Source organism: Thermopolyspora sp. NPDC052614, from assembly GCF_040678635.1.
Classification (GTDB): domain Bacteria; phylum Actinomycetota; class Actinomycetes; order Streptosporangiales; family Streptosporangiaceae; genus Thermopolyspora.
In genome coordinates, this window is sequence record NZ_JBFATZ010000026.1 from 15,695 (window position 1) to 34,993 (window position 19,299).

Consider the following 19,299-nt stretch of genomic DNA (forward strand, 5'->3'; position numbering starts at 1 on the left):
ACATGCAGTGGCCTGGTTTCCCTAGGATCGGGAATCCGTGGCTACGGACATCCCCGCATGCCACTATTCCGGGTATGGAAATGGACCGCCGTGAGCTGGCCGATTTCCTCCGTCGGTCCCGGGAACGGCTCAGCCCGTCGGACGTGGGGCTGAAGACCGGGCGGCGACGCCGTACCCCCGGGCTGCGCAGGGAGGAGGTCTCCCAGCTCGCCGACATGTCGGCCGACTACTACATGCGGCTGGAGCAGGCGCGCAGCCCGCAGCCCTCGGTCCAGATCCTCGCCTCGCTCGCCCGCGCCCTGCGGTTCACCGAGGACGAACGCGACCACCTCTACCTGCTCGCCGGCCACCACCCGCCGACGGGACGGCTCGCCGGACAGCACGTACGGCCCGGCCTGCTGTACCTGCTCGACCGGCTTGAGGAGACCCCGGCCCAGATCCTCAGCGACCTCGGCGACCTGCTGGCGCACAACCGTATGGCGGAGGCGCTTTTCGGCTGCGTCTGCACGGTCGAGGAGCCGGACCGCAACATCCTGGTGCTCTGGTTCACCAACCCGGCGGTCCGCGCGGCCTACCCGCCGGAGGAGCGTGATCATCTCAGCCGGGTGCACGTGGCGGACCTGCGCGCGGCCGTCACCCGCCGGGGCAACGATCCGGCGGCCACCGCGCTCGTCAGGCGGCTGCACGCCGCCAGCGCCGAGTTCAGCGCGCTCTGGGAACTGCACGAGGTCGCCGTACGCCGCAAGAGCCGCATGCGGGTCATCCACCCGCGCCTCGGGCCGATCATGTTCGACTTGGAGATCCTGCTCACTCCATCCGAGGACCAGCGCTTGGCGATCTACACTCCGTCGCCGGGTGGCGGCGGCGTCGATCGGCTGGAGCTTCTGCGCGTCCTCGGGCCGGACCACTCCCACCACACGTGAGGCTGTGACCTGGGACGACCCTGGGACGATCCTGGGACGACCTGGGACGTCGGGTGCGAGGGGCAAGACTTCCACCGTTGGGGAGGCAAGTGGCGGCGTCCGGGTAGAGGGTCATAGGGTCGGCAGGCAGGGGAGACTCGATCGGCAGAACAGGAGTCTTTTATGGCGATGCGGTTTGAGCACGAGTTCACGGTGCCGGTGCCGGTCGAGCAGGCGTGGCCGGTGCTGTTGGACGTCGAGCGGGTGGCGCCCTGTTTGCCCGGGGCGGCCGTGGACAGCGTCGAGGGGACCGACTTCACCGGGCGGATGAAGGTGAAGGTCGGGCCGATCACCGTGACGTACAACGGGAAGGCGAGCTTCGAGGACATCGACAAGGACGCTCACTCGGTCACGATGAAGGCGGCCGGGCGGGAGTCCCGGGGGTCGGGGACGGCCAACGCCACCGTGCACGCGCGGCTGCTGGACGAGGGCGGGCACACCAAGGTGAAGGTGGAGACCTCGTTCAACGTGACCGGGCGGCCGGCGCAGTTCGGGCGGGGGGTCATGGCCGAGGTCGGGGGCAAGCTGATCGACCGGTTCGCCGAGAACCTCGCCGAGCTGCTGCGGGGGGAGACCGCGCCCGCCGAGGCCGCGGCCCCCGAAGCCGTGCCCGCTGAGACCGCGCCTGCCGAAGCCGCGACCGCTGAGACCGCGACCGCCGGAGCCGCCGGTACGGCCCAGCAGGGTGAAGCGGCCGCCGCGCCCGCGGCCGAGGCGAAGACGAGCGAGCAGCGGCATCTGGCGGCGGTGCCGTCGGAGCGCGAGCGGCCCGGCGCGGCCACGCGTGCCTCGCGTACCGCCGAGGAGGAGGCGCTCGACCTGCTGGAGGTCGCGGGCGCGCCCGTGCTGAAGCGGGTGCTTCCGGCGCTGGGCGTGCTCGCCGCGATCGGCCTGGTGATCTGGCTGATTCGGAGGCTCGCCGCCAAGTGACCCGGACGCTGTGTCCGCAAAGGTCTGGATATCTGCGGGTCAGAAGTGCCGGATAACGGACAAACCGCCTGACCGTTGGGCATCAAGCGGGCGTGGAGAACAGCGCCGTCAGGTCGGGTGACAAGTCCATAGGGTCCGCTCGCTACGGGAGTCGCCCGCCTGATGGCGTTCTCGCGGCCGTTCCGGTCGCGCCGGTCCGGGAGCGCGCGGAGTCGCGTCTCCCCCGGATCGAGCCCCTCGTCAGCGTCATCGTCATCTCGTACAACGACGCGAAGCGGCTGGCCCGCGCCGTGACATCGGTGCTCGGCCAGTCGCTTCGCGCGCTCGAAGTGATCGTCGTGGATGACGCGAGCACCGACGGCACCGCCCGCGTCGTCGAGGAGATCGACGATCCGCGCGTCCGGTACGTCCGCCGGACGGTCAACAGCGGGGGCTGCGGGGCGCCGCGCAACGACGGCCTCGCCCAGGTGGCCGCGCCGTACGTGATGTTCCTCGACAGCGACGACGAGCTGCCCCGGCACGCCTGCAAGAGCATGCTCACCGAGATCGAGCGCACCGGCGCGGACTTCGTGACCGGGCAGGTCGGCCGCCTGTTCGAGGAGAGCGGGCGGACGCGGCGCTACTACCCCGGGCTGTACCGGCGACGGGTGCTGGGCGGCATCCGCGAGGACCCGGAGATGTTCCTCGACTGCTTCTCCACCAACAAGCTGTACCGGACCGCGTTCCTGCGCCGCGCGGGGCTGTGGTTCCGGGAGGATCTGCACTACGAGGACCACCTGTGGTCGGCGCGGCTGTTCTGCGCCGCCCGGCGGATCGCCGTGGTGCCGTGGGTCGTCTACCTGTGGCGCCGCACCGCCGAGGACGGGACGTACCGGCGGTCGATCTCGCGGAGCCTGCACGAGCTCGGCAACGTCGCCGACCGGGTGCGCGCGGCCGTGCTGTGCGACCGGCACCTGGAGTCGGCGGGCTTCGACGATCTGGTCGCGGCGCGGCAGCGCCGGTTTCTGCGGCAGGACCTGCGCGTCTACCTGAACGAGGCGGTCCCGGCGGCGACGCTGGAGTGGGTCGAGCGCTTTCGCGGGATCGTCGCGCCGTATCTCGCCGGGATCCGGCCCGAGGCGTACGACGGGATCGACCCGATCATCCGGGTGTGCTGCCACCTCATCGGCGACGGCACGGCGCAGGACCTGCGGGTGGCGGCGCGGTCGCTGACCGGGCCGCGCGCCGCGCCGCGCCGGGCCGTGCGCGTGGACGGGCGCACCTACTGGGGGCCGGTGCCCGCGCCGGGGCTCGACATCACCGCGTGCCACATGGCGGAGCTGCCGTTCTCGGCGTCGCGGCTGCGGCACGAGGTCGAGCGGCTCTCGGCGGACGGCGGCAGGCTCGCGCTCACCGTGCGCACCTACGATCCGTTCGGGGTGCTGGACGGGATCGAGGCGGTGGCCCATTTAAGCGTGCGCGGGCTGCGCAAGCGGCTGTCGCCGCGGCGGCAGGCGGACGGCTCGTACCTGTCCACGGCCGAATTCGACATAACGGACGTGCCGCTCCCCCGCTTCGGCTTCACCGGGCACTGCGACCCGGCGATCGTCGTCACCCGCGTCGACGACGGGCGCCGCACCCGTGACGTGCTGCTCGTCCCGCCGGGCACCGGAACGATCGAGCTGCGGATCCCGGGCCACGAGGTGACGGTGCGGCCCGAGGGCGGGGCGGCCACGCTGCGCGTGGAGTGGCGGTGCCGCAGCGTGCGGCGGCACCTGCCCCGGCTGCGGCGGCGGCTCGCGCGGCGGCTGGGGTCGGGCACGGTGAAGGTGGCCGCGTACCGGGCGCTGATCCATCTGCTGCCCCGCCGCCGTGACCTGGTGTTGTTCGAGGCCGACGCCGGCAAGGGCTACACCGGCAACCCCCGGTATCTGCATGAGGAGATCCTGCGGCGCGGGCTGCCGCTGCGCGCCGTGTGGTCCACGTCGAAGGGGCGGCGCGGCTTCCCGGCGGATGTCGCGCTGGTACGCCGGTGGAGCTGGCGGTACGTGTGGACGCTGGCCCGCGCGGCGTACTGGGTGGACAGCCACAACCTGCCGCTGTCCTTCCCCAAGCCGCGCGGCACCCGCTACCTGCAGACCTGGCACGGGCAGGGCATCAAGTCGATCGGCTTCGACGCCCCGGACCTGCGCGGCGACTTCGACGTGCCGCGCCGCCGCTGGCGGGCCGCGGTCGCGCGCTGGGACGCGCTGGTGGCGCCGAGCGCGGAGTTCGAGCGGCTGTTCGTGCCGTCGAACGGCTACACCGGGCCGGTGCTGCGGTACGGCTCGCCGCGCTGTGACGTGCTGGTGCGCGGCGACGCCGAGACGGCCCGCCGGGTGCGGGCCGAGCTGGAGATCTCGGAGGGGCGGCGGGTGCTGCTGTACGCGCCGACGTACCGGGACCACGCCAAGGGCACGTCGGTGCGGGCCGATCTGCGGACGCTGGCCGACGCCCTCGCCGACGAGTGGGTGCTGATCCTGCGCACCCATCCGACGGAGAAGTGCGTCGTGCCGCAGGACGTGCGGTATTTCGTCCGCCCGGCCGGGACGTATCCCGAAATAAACGATTTGATGCTCGCCTCGGACGCGTTGCTGACGGACTACTCGTCGGTGATGTGCGACTACGCGGTGACCGGCAAGCCGATGCTGTTCCTGATCGACGACTGGGAGGAGTACCGGCGGACCGGGCGGGGCGTCTACCACGACCTGCCCGCGATCGCCCCCGGCCCGTGCGCGCGCACCACCGAGGAGGTCGTCGAGGCCCTGCGCGACCTCGACTGGCTCGCCGAGGCGTACGCGGACCGGTACGCGGCCTTCCGCCGCATGTGGTGCGCCGACGAGAACGGCGACGCCGCCGCCCGAATCGTGGACGCGTTCTTCGGCCAGGGGCGGTGAGGTCCGTGGCGGGGCACGGCGTCGTTTTCGTCAGCATGGACGCGGACACGCTCGGCGGCGTTCAGCGGGTCACCCACACGCTCGCGCAGGGGCTGGCCCGGCGCGGTCACGAGGTCTGCGTCGTCGGCGTCAACCGGGCCGAGGGGCCGGTCCACTGGGTGGCGGAGCCGGGGTATCGGCGGCTCGTGCTGCAGCGGCGCCTCGGCCGTCCCTCGCGCGGACGGCTGGCCCGGCTGCTGGGCTCGCTGCGCTCCGGGATCGTGATCATGACGTCGCCGGGGGCGGTGGCGTGGGCGCGGGAGGTGGTTCCGCCGCATCTGTTCGGCGTCGGCCAGTACCACGGGTCGTACGAGCACGCCCGGTCCACCTGGCACCTGCGCTCGATCCGCCGCCACTACCCGGCGCTCGACCAGTCGGTCTTCCTCAGCCCGGACGACGCCTGGCGCTTCGCCGAGGACTGCCTGCTCCCGCACGCCGTCGATCTGCCCAACCCGCTGCCGGGCTGGCCCGGCGCGACGTCCGCCTGCACCGCGCCGCGCGTGCTCGGCGTCGGCCGGCTGACCGGGGTCAAGCGCTTCGACCGCCTGATCTCCGCCTTCGCCGCCGCGTGCGGGGCCGTGCCGGAGCGGTGGGAGCTCCACCTGGTCGGCGACGGCGAGGACGAGGACCGGCTGCGCGCGCACGCGGCGGCCGGAGGGGTCGCCGACCGGGTCGTCTTCCGCGGGCGGGTGCCCGCAGGGGAGATGACCGAGGTGTACCTCGGCGGGTCCGTGCTCGCCCTCACCAGCGACCACGAGGGGCTGCCGCTCGCCGCGGCCGAGGCGGCCTCCTGCGGCGTGCCGACCGTGGCCTTCGACGTCTCCGGCGGCGTGCGCGCCCTCGCCGGCCGCCTGGTGCCGCCCGGCGACGTCGCCGCCTTCGCCGCCGAGCTCACCCGCCTCATGACCGACCCGGCGGAGCGCCGCCGCCTCGGCACGCAGGCGCGCGCCAAGGTCGCCGCGTACCGGCTGGACCGCGTCCTCGACCGCTGGGAGGGGCTGTTCGCCCACCTTCGCCGCTAGCCCGGGGGCGGGCGGCTCGGCGAGGAGCCCGGCCGGCCGCTCGCGGTGCGCGGCGACGTCGGCGAGCTTGACGCGGCCCCGGCAAGCAGCACGTTGGCGTACTGCGTACCGGTCGTCGCCGAGCAGCGCCTCGGCGAGCTCGTTGATCATCACCCGCTCGGCGGGCTCCGCCGCGAGCCCCCGCTTCCGCTTGCGCCGCGGCTCGGTCGCGCGCTCCTGGTTCGTGCACGCCGGGCCGCCGGGCCGCCGTGAGGTGGACCGTTCCCTCTTTAGTCCCTCCTTCAGCCCCTCCTTCAGCGGATAGCGATCCGCGAGCATCGTCCGCGCTCCTTCGCGAAAGCACCGATCCAAAAGTCTGGCAAGTCAGGTGCAAGCAGTGCTTCAGCGCATCGACACAGACTTTTGGAGTAAATAGCGCAAGGAGGACAACGATGCGCAGGAACGCGCGCCGGGCCCTGGCGACGATGGGCGTCGTCCTGACCGGTCTCACCATCTCCCAGGCGGTACCGGACGCCGCCATGGCCCAGCCCGCGTACCGGCCCAAGCCCGCCGGGGTGGCGACGGGCACCTGGATCGCGGCCCGCAGCGATCCGGCCGTCCAGCTCATCGGCACCGAGGTGTCGAGCCGGGCCGTCATCCCCGCGGCCAAGGGGACCAAGGCCCTGGAGAGGCTGTTCGCCACGGCGACGCGGCACGCCAAGGCCGGGCGCATCCCGGCCGACAACCAGAGCATCTACAAGTGGGTGTTACGCACCGCCGCCGGCGACGTCGACCGCTACCTCGTCCCCGCGGGCGCACGGCGCTTCCCGGTGAGCTTCCCCACCTACTGCACCGGCTGGTGGATCACGCCCGACGGCTACATGGTGACCGCCGCGCACTGCTTCGACCCGCGCCTGCTGCGGAAGAACATCGCCGACACGGCCGTCACGACCGCCACCGACCGCGACGTCAAGGGCTTCCTGCGCGACACCATGAAGGTCGCCCAGCCCGACGACGAACTCGTCCGCCTGGCCACGAACCTGTACACCCGGTTCAACGCCAAGCACGCGCGGGTCCTCGCCATCAAGCGCGCGCCCCGGGTCGTCTGGCCGCTGCCCGGCGGCGGCATGACCAGGTCCGCGGGCGTCTCCCGCCCGATGCGGATCGTCGACGAGGGCCGCAGCTACCCCGGCGCCGACTTCGCCCTGCTCAAGCTGAACGGCGTGCGCAACCTGCCCACGGTGCCGCTCGGCGCCGACGGCGACGTGCGCGTCGGCGACACGCTCTACATCAACGGCTTCCCGGGGCTGGTCACGCTGCGCACGGACGTCTTCGACACCAAGTCGCGGCTGTTCCCCGCGCTCACCGAGGGCGCCTACAACGCCAACCGGACCACCGTGCTCGGCGTGCCGTACATCCAGGCGCAGGCGCCCTCGTACCAGGGCAACTCCGGCGGCCCGGTGTTCAGCCGGGACGGCAAGGTCATCGGCTCCCTCATCGCCGGGTCGATCGACGCGCGGACCGGCGAGAGCGCCGAGAACCACAGCTTCATCCTGCCGGTCGCCGTGATCAACAAGCGGCTCGCCAAGATCGGGGTCACCCCGGTCACGTCCGCGACCAGCCTGTACTACAACTCCGCGCTCAACGACTTCTTCGCGAACCGGTACCGGGCGGCGCTGCCGAAGTTCCTCAAGGCGCGCGAGCTCTACCCCCGCCACCCGTACGTGGGCGACTACATCGCCCAGACGCGCAAGGCCATCGCCGCGGGCAAGGACCGGACCTGACCGATGATCAGACGGGCTGGCAGCGGGCGAGCTGGGCCGTGGTGAGCATCGCCGCCACCGGGCCGGGCTCGCGCAGCCGGCTCACGCGGTCGCGGGCCTGGCGCTTCCAGCGCGCCACCCTGCGCCGGGACGCCGTCGCGCGGTAGGCCGCCAGGTGCTCGCGCGCCGCCCGGGGCGCGCCGCTCAGCTCGTAGCCGAACGCGGCGAGCCGGTCGCCGAGCACGGTCTCGCACAGCGCGATCTCCCAGGGCTCCAGCCGGTCCGCCCAGCTGCCCACCCGCGCGCGCGTGACCTCCCGGTGGGTGTTGCTGTGCCACACCTTGTGCTCGGGGACCGCGATGCTCGCCACCTGGCGCGGGTCGCGCATCGCCGGGTCGTAGTCCTCGCCGAGGAACGTGCACAACGCGCGCAGCACGCTCTCGGGGTCGGCGGTCAGGTCCTCGTAGCGCAGCTCGAAGTAGGCGTCCGGCGGCAGCTCGGCCGCGTGCCTGCGGCCGTGGTCGATGGCCTCGGCCCAGTTCGACACCGCCGAGTACACGTCGCCGGTGTACCAGGGCATCTCCTTCAGCGACGCCACGCAGTCCCGCCCGTCCCGGATCAGGTGCACGAACTGCGCGTCGGGGAACATCCGCCGGATCGTGCCGACGTGCTGGAAGTAGCTCGGCCGCTTGTCCCCCCAGCGCGGCTTGGCGAACCGCTGGGCGTACGACGCGAACGCGGTGCCGAGCACCGAGCCGAGGCTGCCGGGCGCGCGGACCGCCTCCTCGACGAACTCCCGCGCGTCCAGCCCGAGCTCGCGGAACTTGGTGCCCTTCCCGGTCGCGATCCACTCGGCGAGCGCCCGCCGGTTCGACGGCACCCGCATGTCGCCGTGCACTCTGCGGTGGAAGTAGGCGGAGATCAGGAACCGGGTCTCCGGCGGAACCGCGATGCGTGGGTGCGAGTGCAGCATCAACTGCAGCAGCGTCGTCCCCGAACGCGGGCACCCGATGACGAAGATCGGCCTGTCCGACTGCATGAGATCATTTCCCCCGTATGAGTTCTGGGGCGCGTTGCCCCGTCGTCAGAAGCGCCGCGACCGGGCCCGGCTCGCGCAGCCGGACCAGCAGGTCGCGGAGGGCGTCGTAGCGCAGCCTGCGGCGTGCCGCGACCGCCGCCTTCCGGTATTCGCGGCGCAGCGCGCGGGTCGGCCGCGGCGCGCCGCTCGGCTCGTAGCCGTGGTCGGCCATGCGCCTGCCGAGCATCGCCTCGCACAGCCCGGCCTCCCACGGCTCCAGCCGGGAGACCCAGCTCCCGGCCCGCCCGCGCAGCACCTCCCGGCGCACGTTGCGGTGCCAGTGCTTGTGGGCGGGCACCACGTCGGCCACCTGGCTCGGCTCCAGCATCGCCTCGTCGAAACGCTCCCCCAGGAACGCGCACAGCCGTTCCAGCGTCGCCCGCGGTTCGGCGATGAGGTCCTCGTAGCGCAGCTCGATGTACGCGTCCGGGCGCAGCCGCCGCGCCGCCCGGCGGCCGAGGTCGATCGCCTCCGCCCAGCGGTGCACCGCCTCCGGGACGCCGCCGTTGAACCACGGCATCTCCTTCAGCGACGCCACGCAGTCGCGCGGATCCCGGATCAGGTGGATGAACTGGGCGTCCGGGAAGACCCGCGTGATCACGTCGATGTGCCGGATGTACGGCGGGCGCTTGTCCCCCCAGCGCGGCTTGCCGTGCCGCTCGGCGTACATCTGGTAGATGGTGCCGATCACCGAGCCGAGGGTGCCCGGCCCGGCCACCACCCGCTCCACGAACGCCTCGGTGTCGAGCCCGAGGTCGCCGAACTGCCGGCGCGGCCGGGTGGCGATCCACTCGGCGAGCTGCCGGCGGTTCGACGGCACCGTCAGGTCGCCGAACTTGCGGCGGCGGTTGTAGGCGTGCACGAGGATACGCGTCTCCGGCGGGATCGCGATGCGCGGGTGGGCGTGCAGCATCAGCTGCAGCAGGGTGGTGCCCGAACGCGGGCAGCCGACGATGAAGACGGGCCGGTCGAGCGGCTCGCGTTGCTCAGGCTGCTCAGGCAAGGACGCCCTCCTTGGGGTCCGGTACGACGGTCAGGTGAGGGGCCGGATGGGGAGACGTCCGCCGGGCGTTTCGCGGCTGGGGCAGGGCGGCGATCACCTCTGACCCCGCCTCCCCGGCGATCAGATGGGTCGGGTACGGCGCGGCCGCCACGCGGGCGATCTCCCGCGTCGCCAGCCAGATGCGGTAGACGAGACCGGCCTCGAACAGCACCAGCAGCAGGCTCCCCGAGACCGCCACCGGCAGCAGCGCCGCCGGGCCGATCAGCGGCGCGATCACGAACACCGCCGCGTGGTACTCGATGCCGCTCATCACGTGGGTGCGCACCCGGCGCCGGGCCAGCGCGCGGCGGAACCGGTCGAACCACGGGAACCGCGCCCGGAACCGCGCGTGCAGGTCGATGAGCGGACGCCCGTCGGGCACGACGGCCCCGACCGGGCCGCGCCCGCCCTCCCCGTCGCCGGGCACCGGGCCGCCCGACAGCAGGTCGCGCACGCCCGTCTGCGGGCTGCGGCTCAGGATGTCCTCGACGAACACGCACTCGGCCGACCAGCGCCGCGACGCCGCCTGTCTGGCCTGCTCGCGGGTGGCCTCGCGTACCCGCTTGAGCTGCGGGCCGTTGATGTAGCGGAACAGGTCGAGCAGCACCACAGCGCCGCCCATCAGCGGGTACGCCGGGTCCCCGGTCACCGCGTACTGCCCGCAGGCCAGGCCGGCCGCGCAGCAGGCCACCCGCAGGCGGTCGCCGACGTAGTCCAGCCACAGGCCGAACGGCGTGCCGGTCCCCTTCAGCCGGGCGAGCTTGCCGTCCACGCAGTCCACCACGAAGCTCAGGTAGAACAGCGCCGCCCCCGCGGCGAGCTCCCGCACGGCGAAGCAGGCCGCCGAGGCGAGGCCGAGGAGGATCGACAGCCGCGTCACCCCGTTGGGCGTGACCGCGGTGCGGTTGGCGATGAGCAGGGTCAGCCGGCACGCGAGCGGGTCCACCAGGAACACCGTCCACCAGGAATCCCGCGGTTTGCGAACCGCCTTGACTTCGTCGATCGTGAAGGCCGCCATGGGGGTAAGGATGGTTGCTTCTCGTGGTCATGCCTCGACCTTCGGCGGTTGCCGGGGGATCTCGTTGCGATGTCTTGACCGACGCCTGACATGAAGATCCGTTTTTTCCCCAAGCCTGCGGCCGGAGGCGGTCGCGGTGAGCTACATTCCTGTCACTCACTGTTTGGGGGGAGACACATGCGCAAAGCCGCGCGTCTGGCGCGCAGGATCCGTCGTCGCGGGGCCGGGCGGGCCCGGAGGCTGCTCACCGGTCTGCGGGCCCGGAGGCTGCCCGAGGGCCGGATCCCGGTCAGGACCGCGCAGGGCACCCGGGTGGCGCGGGTGCGGGCGGACGCCGGGCCGCTTCAGGCGATGCGGGAGAACCTCGACCTGGTCTGCGCGGCGCTGTCCGGCGCGGGCGTGCCGTACTTCTGCGTGCGCCGGCTCGCCGGGAGCCCGCCGGCCGTGGGGGTGCCCGCCGTGCATCGGCAGCGGGCGCTCGCGGCGCTGGCGGACACCGGGGAGCCGCTGGTCGTCGGCGTCGACGCGGAGGGGCCCTTCCGGCCGCTGCGGCGCAAGACGCTGCCGTCCCTGCTCACCGTGCCCGCCGTGCGGGTCGCCGGTTACTTCGCCAGCCCGTCGCGTACGCTCGTGCTCGGGCCGGAGTACGGCTGCGACCTGGAGTTCTGGCCCAGCGAGGGCGAGACGCTCGTGGCGCCGCGGCCGAACGCGGCCGTGCACGCGGTGCCGATCGAGGACGAGCCGGTCGAGGCCGGGGAGGAGCTGTTCAACCCCCTGGTCTCGGCGTCGCGGCGGCGCGAGACGCGGTATCGCACCCGGCGGGAGTTCGCGGTCAGGCTCGTCGACGACATCGAGTTCCCGATCGACGCGGTCTACACGTGGGTGGACGGCGGCGACCCGATGTGGCGGGCCCGGCGGGACGCGGCGCTCGCCGAGGCCGGCGGGCTCAACGAGTGGGCGGCCGGGGAGGCCCGGTACACCAGCCGGGACGAGCTGCGGTACTCGCTGCGGTCGCTGAACGCGTGCGCGCCGTGGATCCGGCATGTGTGGATCGTCACCGACGGGCAGCGGCCGGACTGGCTCGACATCGACCACCCCGACGTCACCGTCGTGGACCACAAGGACATCTTCGCCGACCCGTCGGTGCTGCCGGTGTTCAACTCGCACGCGATCGAGACCCAGCTGCACCACATCGAGGGGCTCAGCGAGCACTTCCTCTACCTCAACGACGACTTCTTCCTCGGCCGGCCGCTGCCGCCGAGCACGTTCTTCGAGGCGAACGGCATCACCCGGTTCTTCCCGTCGGCGGTGCACGTGCCGTTCGGCGCGCCGGAGCGCGAGGAGTCGCCGGTGCACGCGGCCGGGATGAACAACCGGCGGCTGCTCGACGGGCTCACCGGGCGGGTGCTGACGCACAAGATGCGGCACGTGCCGTACGCGTTGCGGCGGGGCCTGCTGGCGGAGCTGGAGGAGCGGTTCGCGGCCGAGTTCGCGCGGACGGCGAGCCACCGGTTCCGCGACTGCCGCGACATCTCGGTGGTGTCCTCGCTCGCGCACTACTACGGGTATCTGACCGGGCGGGCCGTACGGGGGACGATCGGCTACACCTACGTGGACATCGCGCTCGACCGCACCCGCCGCAAGCTGCGCAAAATGCTCGCGCTGCGGCACCACGACACGTTCTGCCTCAACGACACCGCGACCACCACGCCGGAGCAGGACCGGCTGCTGCGCAACTTCCTTGAGGCGTACTTCCCGACGCCGAGCCCCTATGAGAGGTAGGGTGTTGTGCCCTAAGTGACCCGAGTTACCCGTTTGAGGAGTATCGAGCCATGCGACTGCCGATCAGGGTCGCGACGTGTGCCGCGCTGATCGCCGCCGTCTGCGCGCCAACCCCCGCGTGGAGTAGTGCTCCCGCGAAGACGGTCGACTGCGCGAAGGTCAAGTGCATCGCGCTGACCTTCGACGACGGCCCCGGACAGAAAGCCGGCAAGCTGCTCGACGCGCTGAAGAAATACAAGGTCAAGGCGACGTTCTTCCTTGAGGGGCAGTACGTCAAGGCCCGCCCGGAGCTGGCCAAGCGCATCGCGAAGGAGGGGCACGAGCTCGGCAACCACAGCTACACCCACCCCGACTTCACCAAGATGGACGAGTCCGCGATCGAGTCGGAGATCACCCGGACGCAGGAGCTCGTGCACAAGCTGACCGGCAAGTACCCGACCACGCTGCGGCCGCCGTACGGGCTCGCCAACGAGCGGGTGCAGGCCGTCGCCACCGAGCTGGGCCTGCCGATCGTGCTGTGGAACACCGGGTCGCAGGACTGGGCCACCCGCGACGAGAAGGCGATCTACAAAGAGGTGCTGAAGGGGGCGCGGCGTGACTCGGTCGTGCTCATGCACGACTGGGTGACGCAGACCGTCGACGTCATGCCCGCCCTGCTCAAGGCGCTGAAGGAGCGGGGCTTCCACGTGGTGCCCGTCTCGGCGCTGCTGCGCGGCAAGAAACTGGCGCCGGGCGAGGTCTGGCCCAAGGACGCCACGCACGCCGTCGAGACCTCGCCGCTGGTCGACGGGTGACGATGTCGAAGCGTTCCCTCGCCGCCCGCGTTCTCGCCGCGCTGGCCGTGCTCGCCCCGGCGGCGCTCGTCCCCGCGGTGCTCGCCCCCGCGGCGCTCGTCCCCGCGGTGCTCGCCCCCGCCTCGGCCGCCGCCTCGGCCGACACCGCGCGGGTGAACTGCGCGAAGGTCAAGTGCATCGCGCTGACCTTCGACGACGGTCCCGCGCCCGTCACCACCGCACGGCTGCTCGACACGCTGCGCGAGCACCGGGTCAAGGCCACGTTCTTCCTGGTGGGCGAGCGTGTCGCGGAGCATCCCGCGATCGTGCGCCGGATGGCGAGGGAAGGCCACGAGATCGGCAACCACACCTACCGGCACCAGTCGCTGCCCGCGTTGCCGGACTTCGACGTGGTCGAGGAGCTGAGCCGTACGCAGGAGGCCATCCGCGGCGTGACGGGCAGGCGGCCCACCTTGATGCGGCCGCCGTACGGGCACACCGACGCGCGGGTGAGCGCCGTCAACGCCGAGCTCGGGCTGGCGCAGATCCTGTGGACCGGCACCACGCTCGACTGGTCGCTGCGTGACGTCGACGCCATCGGCGACAAGGTGCTCGCGCTCGCCAAGCCGAACGGCGTCATCCTCATGCACGACGTGGTGCCGCACACGGTCAAGGCGATGCCCCGCATCCTGCGCGAGCTGCGCAAGCGGGGCTATCACCTGGTGACGGTCTCGACGCTGGCGGGCACCGGGCGCCTCACCCCCGGCTCGACCTTCCCGCCGCGCTGAGCCGGGAGCCGGTTCAGCCTGCGTCCCAGGCGCTGCATGGGCAGCTCGACGAACCCGTAGGTGAGCCGGCTCACCGCGAGCACCACCGCCAGGTACCCGGCCGCCAGCGCGAGTTGGGCGGCCGGGGGCAGCGCGCGGACGTCGCCGACGATCGCCACCAGCCAGCGCAGCATCGGGTGGTGCAGCAGGTAGAGCGAGTAGCTGATCAGGCCGAGCCAGACCAGCGGGCGCGGCACCCGCCGCCGCCGCAGCGCCATCGCGCCCGCGAACGTCGCGGCGGCCAGCGCGATCGTGGGCAGCCACACGTCCGGCCGCACCCACCACCAGCCCGCCTGCGGCGCCCACACCGGGGCCACGGCCACCAGCGCCGCCACCGCCGCCACCGGCCACAGCGGGCCCGCGCCCCGCTCCCAGCGGTAAATCGCCGTCCCGGCGAACATCACCGCGAGGATCGCCGCGCCGAGCCAGACCACCCGGCTGCCGAGCAGCAGCGTCAGGGCCATCAGGCCGAGCGCGTACGCGGCGGGCGCCCGCCACCGGCCGGTGAGCAGGCAGGTCAGGCCGGCGGCGAAGACGACGGCGGAGATCACCGCGACCGGCGCGCCGGACAGCAGCGGCGCGGTCACCACCAGCCCGGTGCCCACCGCCACCAGGCCGAACGCCACCGCGACCGGGCCGCTGCGCCGGTGCAGCCCGGCGGTGAACAGGGCCGTGACCAGCAGATAGAACACCATCTCGTACGACAGCGTCCATATCGTGTCCACGACGCCGGCGCCGTTGACGACGTCCACCAGCATCGTCAGGTGGGAGGCGACGGAGCCGACGTCGCGCGCCACCTCGGCGCGTATCGGCACCCAGATCGCCGCCACGAGCACGACGGCGACCACCAGCAGATAGAGCGGGTAGAGGCGGAACACGCGGCTCACCCAGAACGTGCGCACGTCCCCCCGCTGCTCCAGCGAGGCCGGGATGATGTAGCCGCTGACCAGGAAGAACACCAGCACGCCGTACATGCCCGGGTTGAACCAGGTCGGCCGCAGGGACGGCACCAGCCAGGGCAGCGCGTGCTCGGCCACCACGGCCGTCGCCCCGACGCCGCGCAAGGCGTCCAGCCAGGCCAATCGAGTGGGGGTGCTGGGAGACTCAGGCACTTGCCCTAACTTACCGCCACCAGGCCCACCAAACTGGACTACCGGCCGAATAGGGGTGCCAGGGAGCCAATCATTCCCACTCGATGGTGCCCGGCGGCTTGCTGGTCACGTCGAGCACGACCCGGTTGATCTCGCGGACCTCGTTGGTGATGCGGGTGGAGATGCGCGAGAGCACCTCGTACGGCACCCGCGCCCAGTCGGCCGTCATCGCGTCCTCGCTGGTCACCGGCCGCAGCACCACCGGATGGCCGTAGGTGCGCTCGTCGCCCTGCACGCCCACCGAGCGTACGTCGGCGAGCAGCACCACCGGGCACTGCCAGATGTCCCGGTCGAGGCCCGCGCGGGACAGCTCCTCGCGGGCGATCGCGTCGGCCTCGCGCAGGATGTCCAGCCGCTCCCGGGTGACCTCGCCGATGATCCGGATGCCGAGGCCGGGGCCGGGGAACGGCTGCCGCCACACCATCGCCGCCGGCAGGCCCAGCTCCTCGCCTGCCCGGCGCACCTCGTCCTTGAACAGCGTGCGCAGCGGCTCGACCAGGGTGAACTCCAGGTCCTCGGGCAGCCCGCCGACGTTGTGGTGCGACTTGATGTTCGCGGTGCCGGTGCCGCCGCCGGACTCGACCACGTCCGGGTACAGGGTGCCCTGCACGAGGAAGTCGACCGGGGCGTCGGCGGCGGCGATGATCGCGCGCTGCTCGTCCTCAAAGACGCGGATGAACTCGCGGCCGATGATCTTGCGCTTGGTCTCGGGGTCGGTGACGCCGGACAGGGCCTTGAGGAACCGGTCGGCGGCCTCCACGACGCGCAGCTTCACCCCGGTCGCCGCCACGAAGTCCCGCTCGACCTGCTCGGCCTCGCCCTTGCGCAGCAGCCCGTGGTCCACGAACACGCAGGTCAGCCGGTCGCCGATGGCCCGCTGCACGATCGCGGCGGCGACCGCCGAGTCCACGCCGCCCGACAGCGCGCAGATCGCCCGGCCCTCGGGGCCGATCCGCTCGCGCACCGCCTCGACCGCGTCCTCGACGATGTTGAGCATGGTCCAGTTGGGGCGGCAGCCGGCCGCGTCGAGGAAGTGCTTGAGCACCGCCTGGCCGTGCTCGGTGTGCAGCACCTCGGGGTGGAACTGCACGCCGTACAGGCCGCGCTCGGGGTCCTCCATCGCGGCCACCGGCGTCGCCTCGGTGGAGGCGGTCACGGCGAACCCCTCGGGGGCGGTACGGACGCTGTCGCCGTGGGACATCCACACCGACTGGGCGGCGGGCAGCCCGGCGAAGATGACGCCCTCGCGGGCGACCGTCAGCGGGGTGCGGCCGTACTCGGCGATCCCGGTCCTGGCCACCTCTCCGCCGAGGGCCTGGGCCATCGCCTGGAAGCCGTAGCAGATGCCGAACGTGGGCACCCCGGCCTGGAACAGCCCGTCGGGCACGGCGGGCGCGCCCTCGGCGTACACCGACGACGGGCCGCCGGAGAGGATGATCGCCTTCGGTTTACGGGCGAGCATCTCCGACACCGGCATCGTCGAGGGGACGATCTCGGAGTAGACGTGGCACTCGCGCACGCGGCGCGCGATGAGCTGCGCGTACTGCGCTCCGAAATCGACCACCAAGACCGTGTCGAAGTCAGACACCGGGAGGCCCTCCATGCGTACGGGATAGGGCTCACAGTTTACGGGCACCCGTTTCGTGCCCTGGGCAGGGCCGGGCGGCGGAACGGTCAAGGAGAACATTCCGGTAACGAAACGGCACTTCGCGCCAGGGTAAGACATTGCTCTTCGGTGACAAGTGGCCCACGACGCGCGGCAGACGCGAGAATCGCAGGTATGCCAGATACTTCGCCGCTGAGGCCGGGGGACCCCGGGCGCCTGGGCTCCTACGATCTTCGCGGACGTCTGGGCGAAGGCGGACAGGGCGTCGTCTATCTGGGCGAGAACTCGTCCGGGGAGAAATTCGCGATCAAGTGGCTGCGGTCCGATCTCGCCGGGGATCCGGTCTCGCGGGAGCGCTTCCTGCGCGAGGTCGCCTCGGCGCAGCGCGTCGCCGCGTTCTGCACCGCCCAGATCGTCGAAACGGGACTTCAGCACGACCGGCCGTACATCGTCAGCGAGTACATCTCCGGGCCGTCGTTGCAGAACCTGGTCATCCAGTCCGGTCCGCGCAGCGGGCCGAGCCTGCACCGGCTCGCCGTCGGCACCGCGACCGCGCTCACCGCGATCCACCAGGCCGGCATCGTGCACCGCGACTTCAAGCCCGCCAACGTGCTGATGGGGCCCGACGGGCCGCGCGTCATCGACTTCGGCATCGCCAGGGCGCTCGACACCGCCGTCACGCTCAGCTCGCGGCCGGTGGGGACGCCGTCGTACATGGCCCCCGAGCAGCTCACCGGGCACAGCGTGGGGCCGCCTGCCGACCTGTTCTCCTGGGCCAGCACGATCGTGTACGCGGCCACCGGCGACGCGCCGTTCGGCAGCGACACGCTTCCCGCGGTGATCAACCGGATCCTGAACGCCACGCCGAGCCTCGACGGCCTGCACGGCACGCTGCGCGACATCGTCGCGGCCTGCCTGGACAAGGATCCGTCGCGTCGTCCCACCGCCGAGCAGGTGCTGCTGCGGCTGCTGCAGCACTCGTCGGCGGCGGGGCCGGCCATTCTGCACGAGGCCGCCGCGGCGGCGGCCACGCCGCACGGGGAGCCGGCCGCGGCCTCCGATCCCGCCGTGTCTTCCGGGCCTTCTGGGCCTCCCGGGCCTTCCGGGCAGCGGCTTCCTCCCACGACGCCGGAGCCGCCGCCGTGGGCGACGCCCGCCCCGGCGGGCGCGGGAGGCTATCCGCCGCCGCCCGCGCACGGTCACCCGGGGCCGCAGGGCTATCAGGGTTACCCGGGCTACCCGGGCAACCAGGGCAACCAGGGCAATTCACGACCACCCGGGCCTCACACTCCGTATCACCTCTCTGGGCCGCCCACCGTCGAATCGCCGCGCCGCTCGTCCGGGCGCAAGTTCGCGATCGCGGGCGCGGCGGCGGGCGTGGCGGTCGCCCTCACCATGGTCGGCATCGCCGTGGCGCTGAACGGGCGAGGCGGCGGCGAGATCGTGGCCGGGACCTCGCCCACGCCCGCGAGCACGCCCACGCCCACGCCCACCCCCGCCGTGCCCACGGCGGGCGTCACCGAGACCAAGCTGCCGGACGTGCAGGCCACCGCGTACGAGCATCCGGGGGACGCGATCTCGCTCGCCTACTTCGACATCGAGCGCGAGAAGGACCAGTGGGTCAACTATCCGCGCACGTCGCGCACCGGGTCGTTCACGCGTTCGGAGAAGTACTGGACGATCTCGGTCTCCCCGGACCGCACCCTTGAGGCGGGGCGCACCAAGAAGTACACCTCGCGCGGCTATCACGCGATCGACATCATCGACCGGCGCAGCGGCGAGCTGCGCTCGGTCGACCTGGTCAAGTCGCCGCTGACGTACGACTCGGCCGAGTGGAGCAAGGACAGCAAGCGGCTGCTGCTGACGATGAAGGACCCCAAGAAGGCCGACTGGACCACGATCGGGTTCATCGTCGTGGACGTCGTCGCGGGCAAGGCCAACACGACGACGATCCTCGACGGCTCCATCAAGGACGGCCGGTTCTACTGGACGGCCGACGAGAACGAGGTGGTCACCTCCTTCACCGACGGCAAGGCGTACGGCCTGCGGTTCTACGACCTCGACGGCAAGAAGACACGGGAGATCACCGGGATCGGCGCGCCGTACAACACCTCGACCGGGCTGTTCTCGCCGTCCGGCAAGTCGTTCGTGACCCGATGCCCCACCGGCGAGAGCGGCGACTGCGTCTGGGACACCGCGACCGGGAACCGGACGACCTCGATCTCCTCCTCGTGCACGAAGATCCTGGGCTGGTACGACGAGGAGCACCTGTACTGCTGGGCGGCGTCCGCCGACGGCGGCAACCAGGTCAACGTCATCGACCTGCGGGGCACCGCGCTGCGGGTGCTGCTGAAGACCAGCGCCAAGGACGACATCGGCCCGTACTACGTGCGCGAGAACGCCGGCTGACCC

The 19,299-nt window shown here is 72.2% G+C and carries 14 protein-coding genes; 9 read left to right on the plus strand and 5 right to left on the minus strand.

Annotated features, from left to right (window positions below; translation table 11 throughout):
• The first annotated feature begins 74 nt into the window (after nucleotides 1–74).
• From AB0K60_RS33980 to AB0K60_RS34000, 5 genes are all read left to right on the plus strand, one after another.
• Nucleotides 75–923 (plus strand): helix-turn-helix transcriptional regulator, encoded by an 849-nt coding sequence (locus AB0K60_RS33980; protein ID WP_364064699.1) that lies wholly within the window; start codon nucleotides 75–77, stop codon nucleotides 921–923.
• A 162-nt stretch (nucleotides 924–1,085) separates the two neighbouring features.
• Entirely contained in the window at nucleotides 1,086–1,892 is an 807-nt protein-coding gene (locus tag AB0K60_RS33985) for an SRPBCC family protein (RefSeq protein ID WP_364064701.1), read from the plus strand.
• 92 nt (nucleotides 1,893–1,984) lie between these two features.
• Nucleotides 1,985–4,807 carry a CDP-glycerol glycerophosphotransferase family protein gene (locus AB0K60_RS33990; RefSeq protein ID WP_364064704.1) on the plus strand — a complete coding sequence of 941 codons (2,823 nt, stop codon included), beginning with the start codon at nucleotides 1,985–1,987 and terminating at the stop codon, nucleotides 4,805–4,807.
• Nucleotides 4,808–4,812: 5 nt separating this feature from the next.
• A complete protein-coding gene (locus AB0K60_RS33995; RefSeq protein WP_364064707.1) occupies nucleotides 4,813–5,868 on the plus strand; it encodes a glycosyltransferase in 1,056 nt (351 codons plus the stop codon).
• 431 nt (nucleotides 5,869–6,299) lie between these two features.
• Complete coding sequence (locus tag AB0K60_RS34000) at nucleotides 6,300–7,631, plus strand: serine protease (RefSeq protein ID WP_364064710.1); 1,332 nt, start codon at nucleotides 6,300–6,302, stop codon at nucleotides 7,629–7,631.
• A gap of 7 nt (nucleotides 7,632–7,638) precedes the next feature.
• On the opposite strand, the gene AB0K60_RS34005 is transcribed toward AB0K60_RS34000, so the two are convergent.
• Genes AB0K60_RS34005 through AB0K60_RS34015 form a run of 3 tightly spaced genes read right to left on the minus strand, consistent with a single transcriptional unit; the run spans nucleotide 7,639 to nucleotide 10,748 of the window.
• Entirely contained in the window at nucleotides 7,639–8,649 is a 1,011-nt protein-coding gene (locus tag AB0K60_RS34005; protein WP_364064713.1) for a sulfotransferase, read from the minus strand.
• Nucleotides 8,650–8,653: 4 nt separating this feature from the next.
• A complete protein-coding gene (locus AB0K60_RS34010; protein ID WP_364064716.1) occupies nucleotides 8,654–9,691 on the minus strand; it encodes a sulfotransferase in 1,038 nt (345 codons plus the stop codon).
• The gene (locus AB0K60_RS34015) at nucleotides 9,684–10,748 is read right to left on the minus strand and encodes a CDP-alcohol phosphatidyltransferase family protein (protein WP_364064719.1); all 1,065 of its coding nucleotides are present in this window, start codon (nucleotides 10,746–10,748) and stop codon (nucleotides 9,684–9,686) included. The genes AB0K60_RS34010 and AB0K60_RS34015 overlap by 8 nt, the downstream gene beginning before the upstream one ends.
• Nucleotides 10,749–10,925: 177 nt before the next feature.
• Between AB0K60_RS34015 and AB0K60_RS34020 the strand changes: the two genes are divergently transcribed.
• The 3 genes from AB0K60_RS34020 to AB0K60_RS34030 are packed head-to-tail and all read left to right on the plus strand — an operon-like array spanning nucleotide 10,926 to nucleotide 14,091.
• Nucleotides 10,926–12,530, plus strand: a complete 1,605-nt coding sequence (locus tag AB0K60_RS34020; RefSeq protein ID WP_364064722.1) for a stealth family protein — start codon at nucleotides 10,926–10,928, stop codon at nucleotides 12,528–12,530.
• 50 nt (nucleotides 12,531–12,580) lie between these two features.
• Entirely contained in the window at nucleotides 12,581–13,324 is a 744-nt protein-coding gene (locus tag AB0K60_RS34025) for a polysaccharide deacetylase family protein (RefSeq protein WP_364064725.1), read from the plus strand.
• Nucleotides 13,325–13,326: 2 nt separating this feature from the next.
• The gene (locus tag AB0K60_RS34030; RefSeq protein WP_364064728.1) at nucleotides 13,327–14,091 is read left to right on the plus strand and encodes a polysaccharide deacetylase family protein; all 765 of its coding nucleotides are present in this window, start codon (nucleotides 13,327–13,329) and stop codon (nucleotides 14,089–14,091) included.
• Here AB0K60_RS34030 and AB0K60_RS34035 read toward each other — a convergent pair.
• Complete coding sequence (locus AB0K60_RS34035; RefSeq protein ID WP_364064731.1) at nucleotides 14,019–15,242, minus strand: acyltransferase; 1,224 nt, start codon at nucleotides 15,240–15,242, stop codon at nucleotides 14,019–14,021. The genes AB0K60_RS34030 and AB0K60_RS34035 overlap by 73 nt on opposite strands.
• Before the next feature lie 70 nt (nucleotides 15,243–15,312).
• Entirely contained in the window at nucleotides 15,313–16,884 is a 1,572-nt protein-coding gene (guaA, locus tag AB0K60_RS34040; protein WP_364064734.1) for a glutamine-hydrolyzing GMP synthase, read from the minus strand.
• A 177-nt stretch (nucleotides 16,885–17,061) separates the two neighbouring features.
• Between guaA and AB0K60_RS34045 the strand changes: the two genes are divergently transcribed.
• Nucleotides 17,062–19,296 carry a WD40 repeat domain-containing serine/threonine protein kinase gene (locus AB0K60_RS34045; protein ID WP_364064737.1) on the plus strand — a complete coding sequence of 745 codons (2,235 nt, stop codon included), beginning with the start codon at nucleotides 17,062–17,064 and terminating at the stop codon, nucleotides 19,294–19,296.
• The last annotated feature ends 3 nt before the right edge of the window (nucleotides 19,297–19,299 follow it).

What these genes read in the sequence shown, in the direction of transcription:
- AB0K60_RS34005 (WP_364064713.1), bottom strand. Translation starts at nt 8,649, where the DNA reads ATGCAGTCGGACAGGCCGATCTTCGTCATCGGGTGCCCGCGTTCGGGG.
- guaA (WP_364064734.1), bottom strand. Translation starts at nt 16,884, where the DNA reads ATGGAGGGCCTCCCGGTGTCTGACTTCGACACGGTCTTGGTGGTCGAT.
- AB0K60_RS34030 (WP_364064728.1), top strand. Translation starts at nt 13,327, where the DNA reads ATGTCGAAGCGTTCCCTCGCCGCCCGCGTTCTCGCCGCGCTGGCCGTG.
- AB0K60_RS33985 (WP_364064701.1), top strand. Translation starts at nt 1,086, where the DNA reads ATGGCGATGCGGTTTGAGCACGAGTTCACGGTGCCGGTGCCGGTCGAG.
- AB0K60_RS34015 (WP_364064719.1), bottom strand. Translation starts at nt 10,748, where the DNA reads ATGGCGGCCTTCACGATCGACGAAGTCAAGGCGGTTCGCAAACCGCGG.
- AB0K60_RS34045 (WP_364064737.1), top strand. Translation starts at nt 17,062, where the DNA reads ATGCCAGATACTTCGCCGCTGAGGCCGGGGGACCCCGGGCGCCTGGGC.
- AB0K60_RS34000 (WP_364064710.1), top strand. Translation starts at nt 6,300, where the DNA reads ATGCGCAGGAACGCGCGCCGGGCCCTGGCGACGATGGGCGTCGTCCTG.
- AB0K60_RS34020 (WP_364064722.1), top strand. Translation starts at nt 10,926, where the DNA reads ATGCGCAAAGCCGCGCGTCTGGCGCGCAGGATCCGTCGTCGCGGGGCC.
- AB0K60_RS34025 (WP_364064725.1), top strand. Translation starts at nt 12,581, where the DNA reads ATGCGACTGCCGATCAGGGTCGCGACGTGTGCCGCGCTGATCGCCGCC.
- AB0K60_RS33980 (WP_364064699.1), top strand. Translation starts at nt 75, where the DNA reads ATGGAAATGGACCGCCGTGAGCTGGCCGATTTCCTCCGTCGGTCCCGG.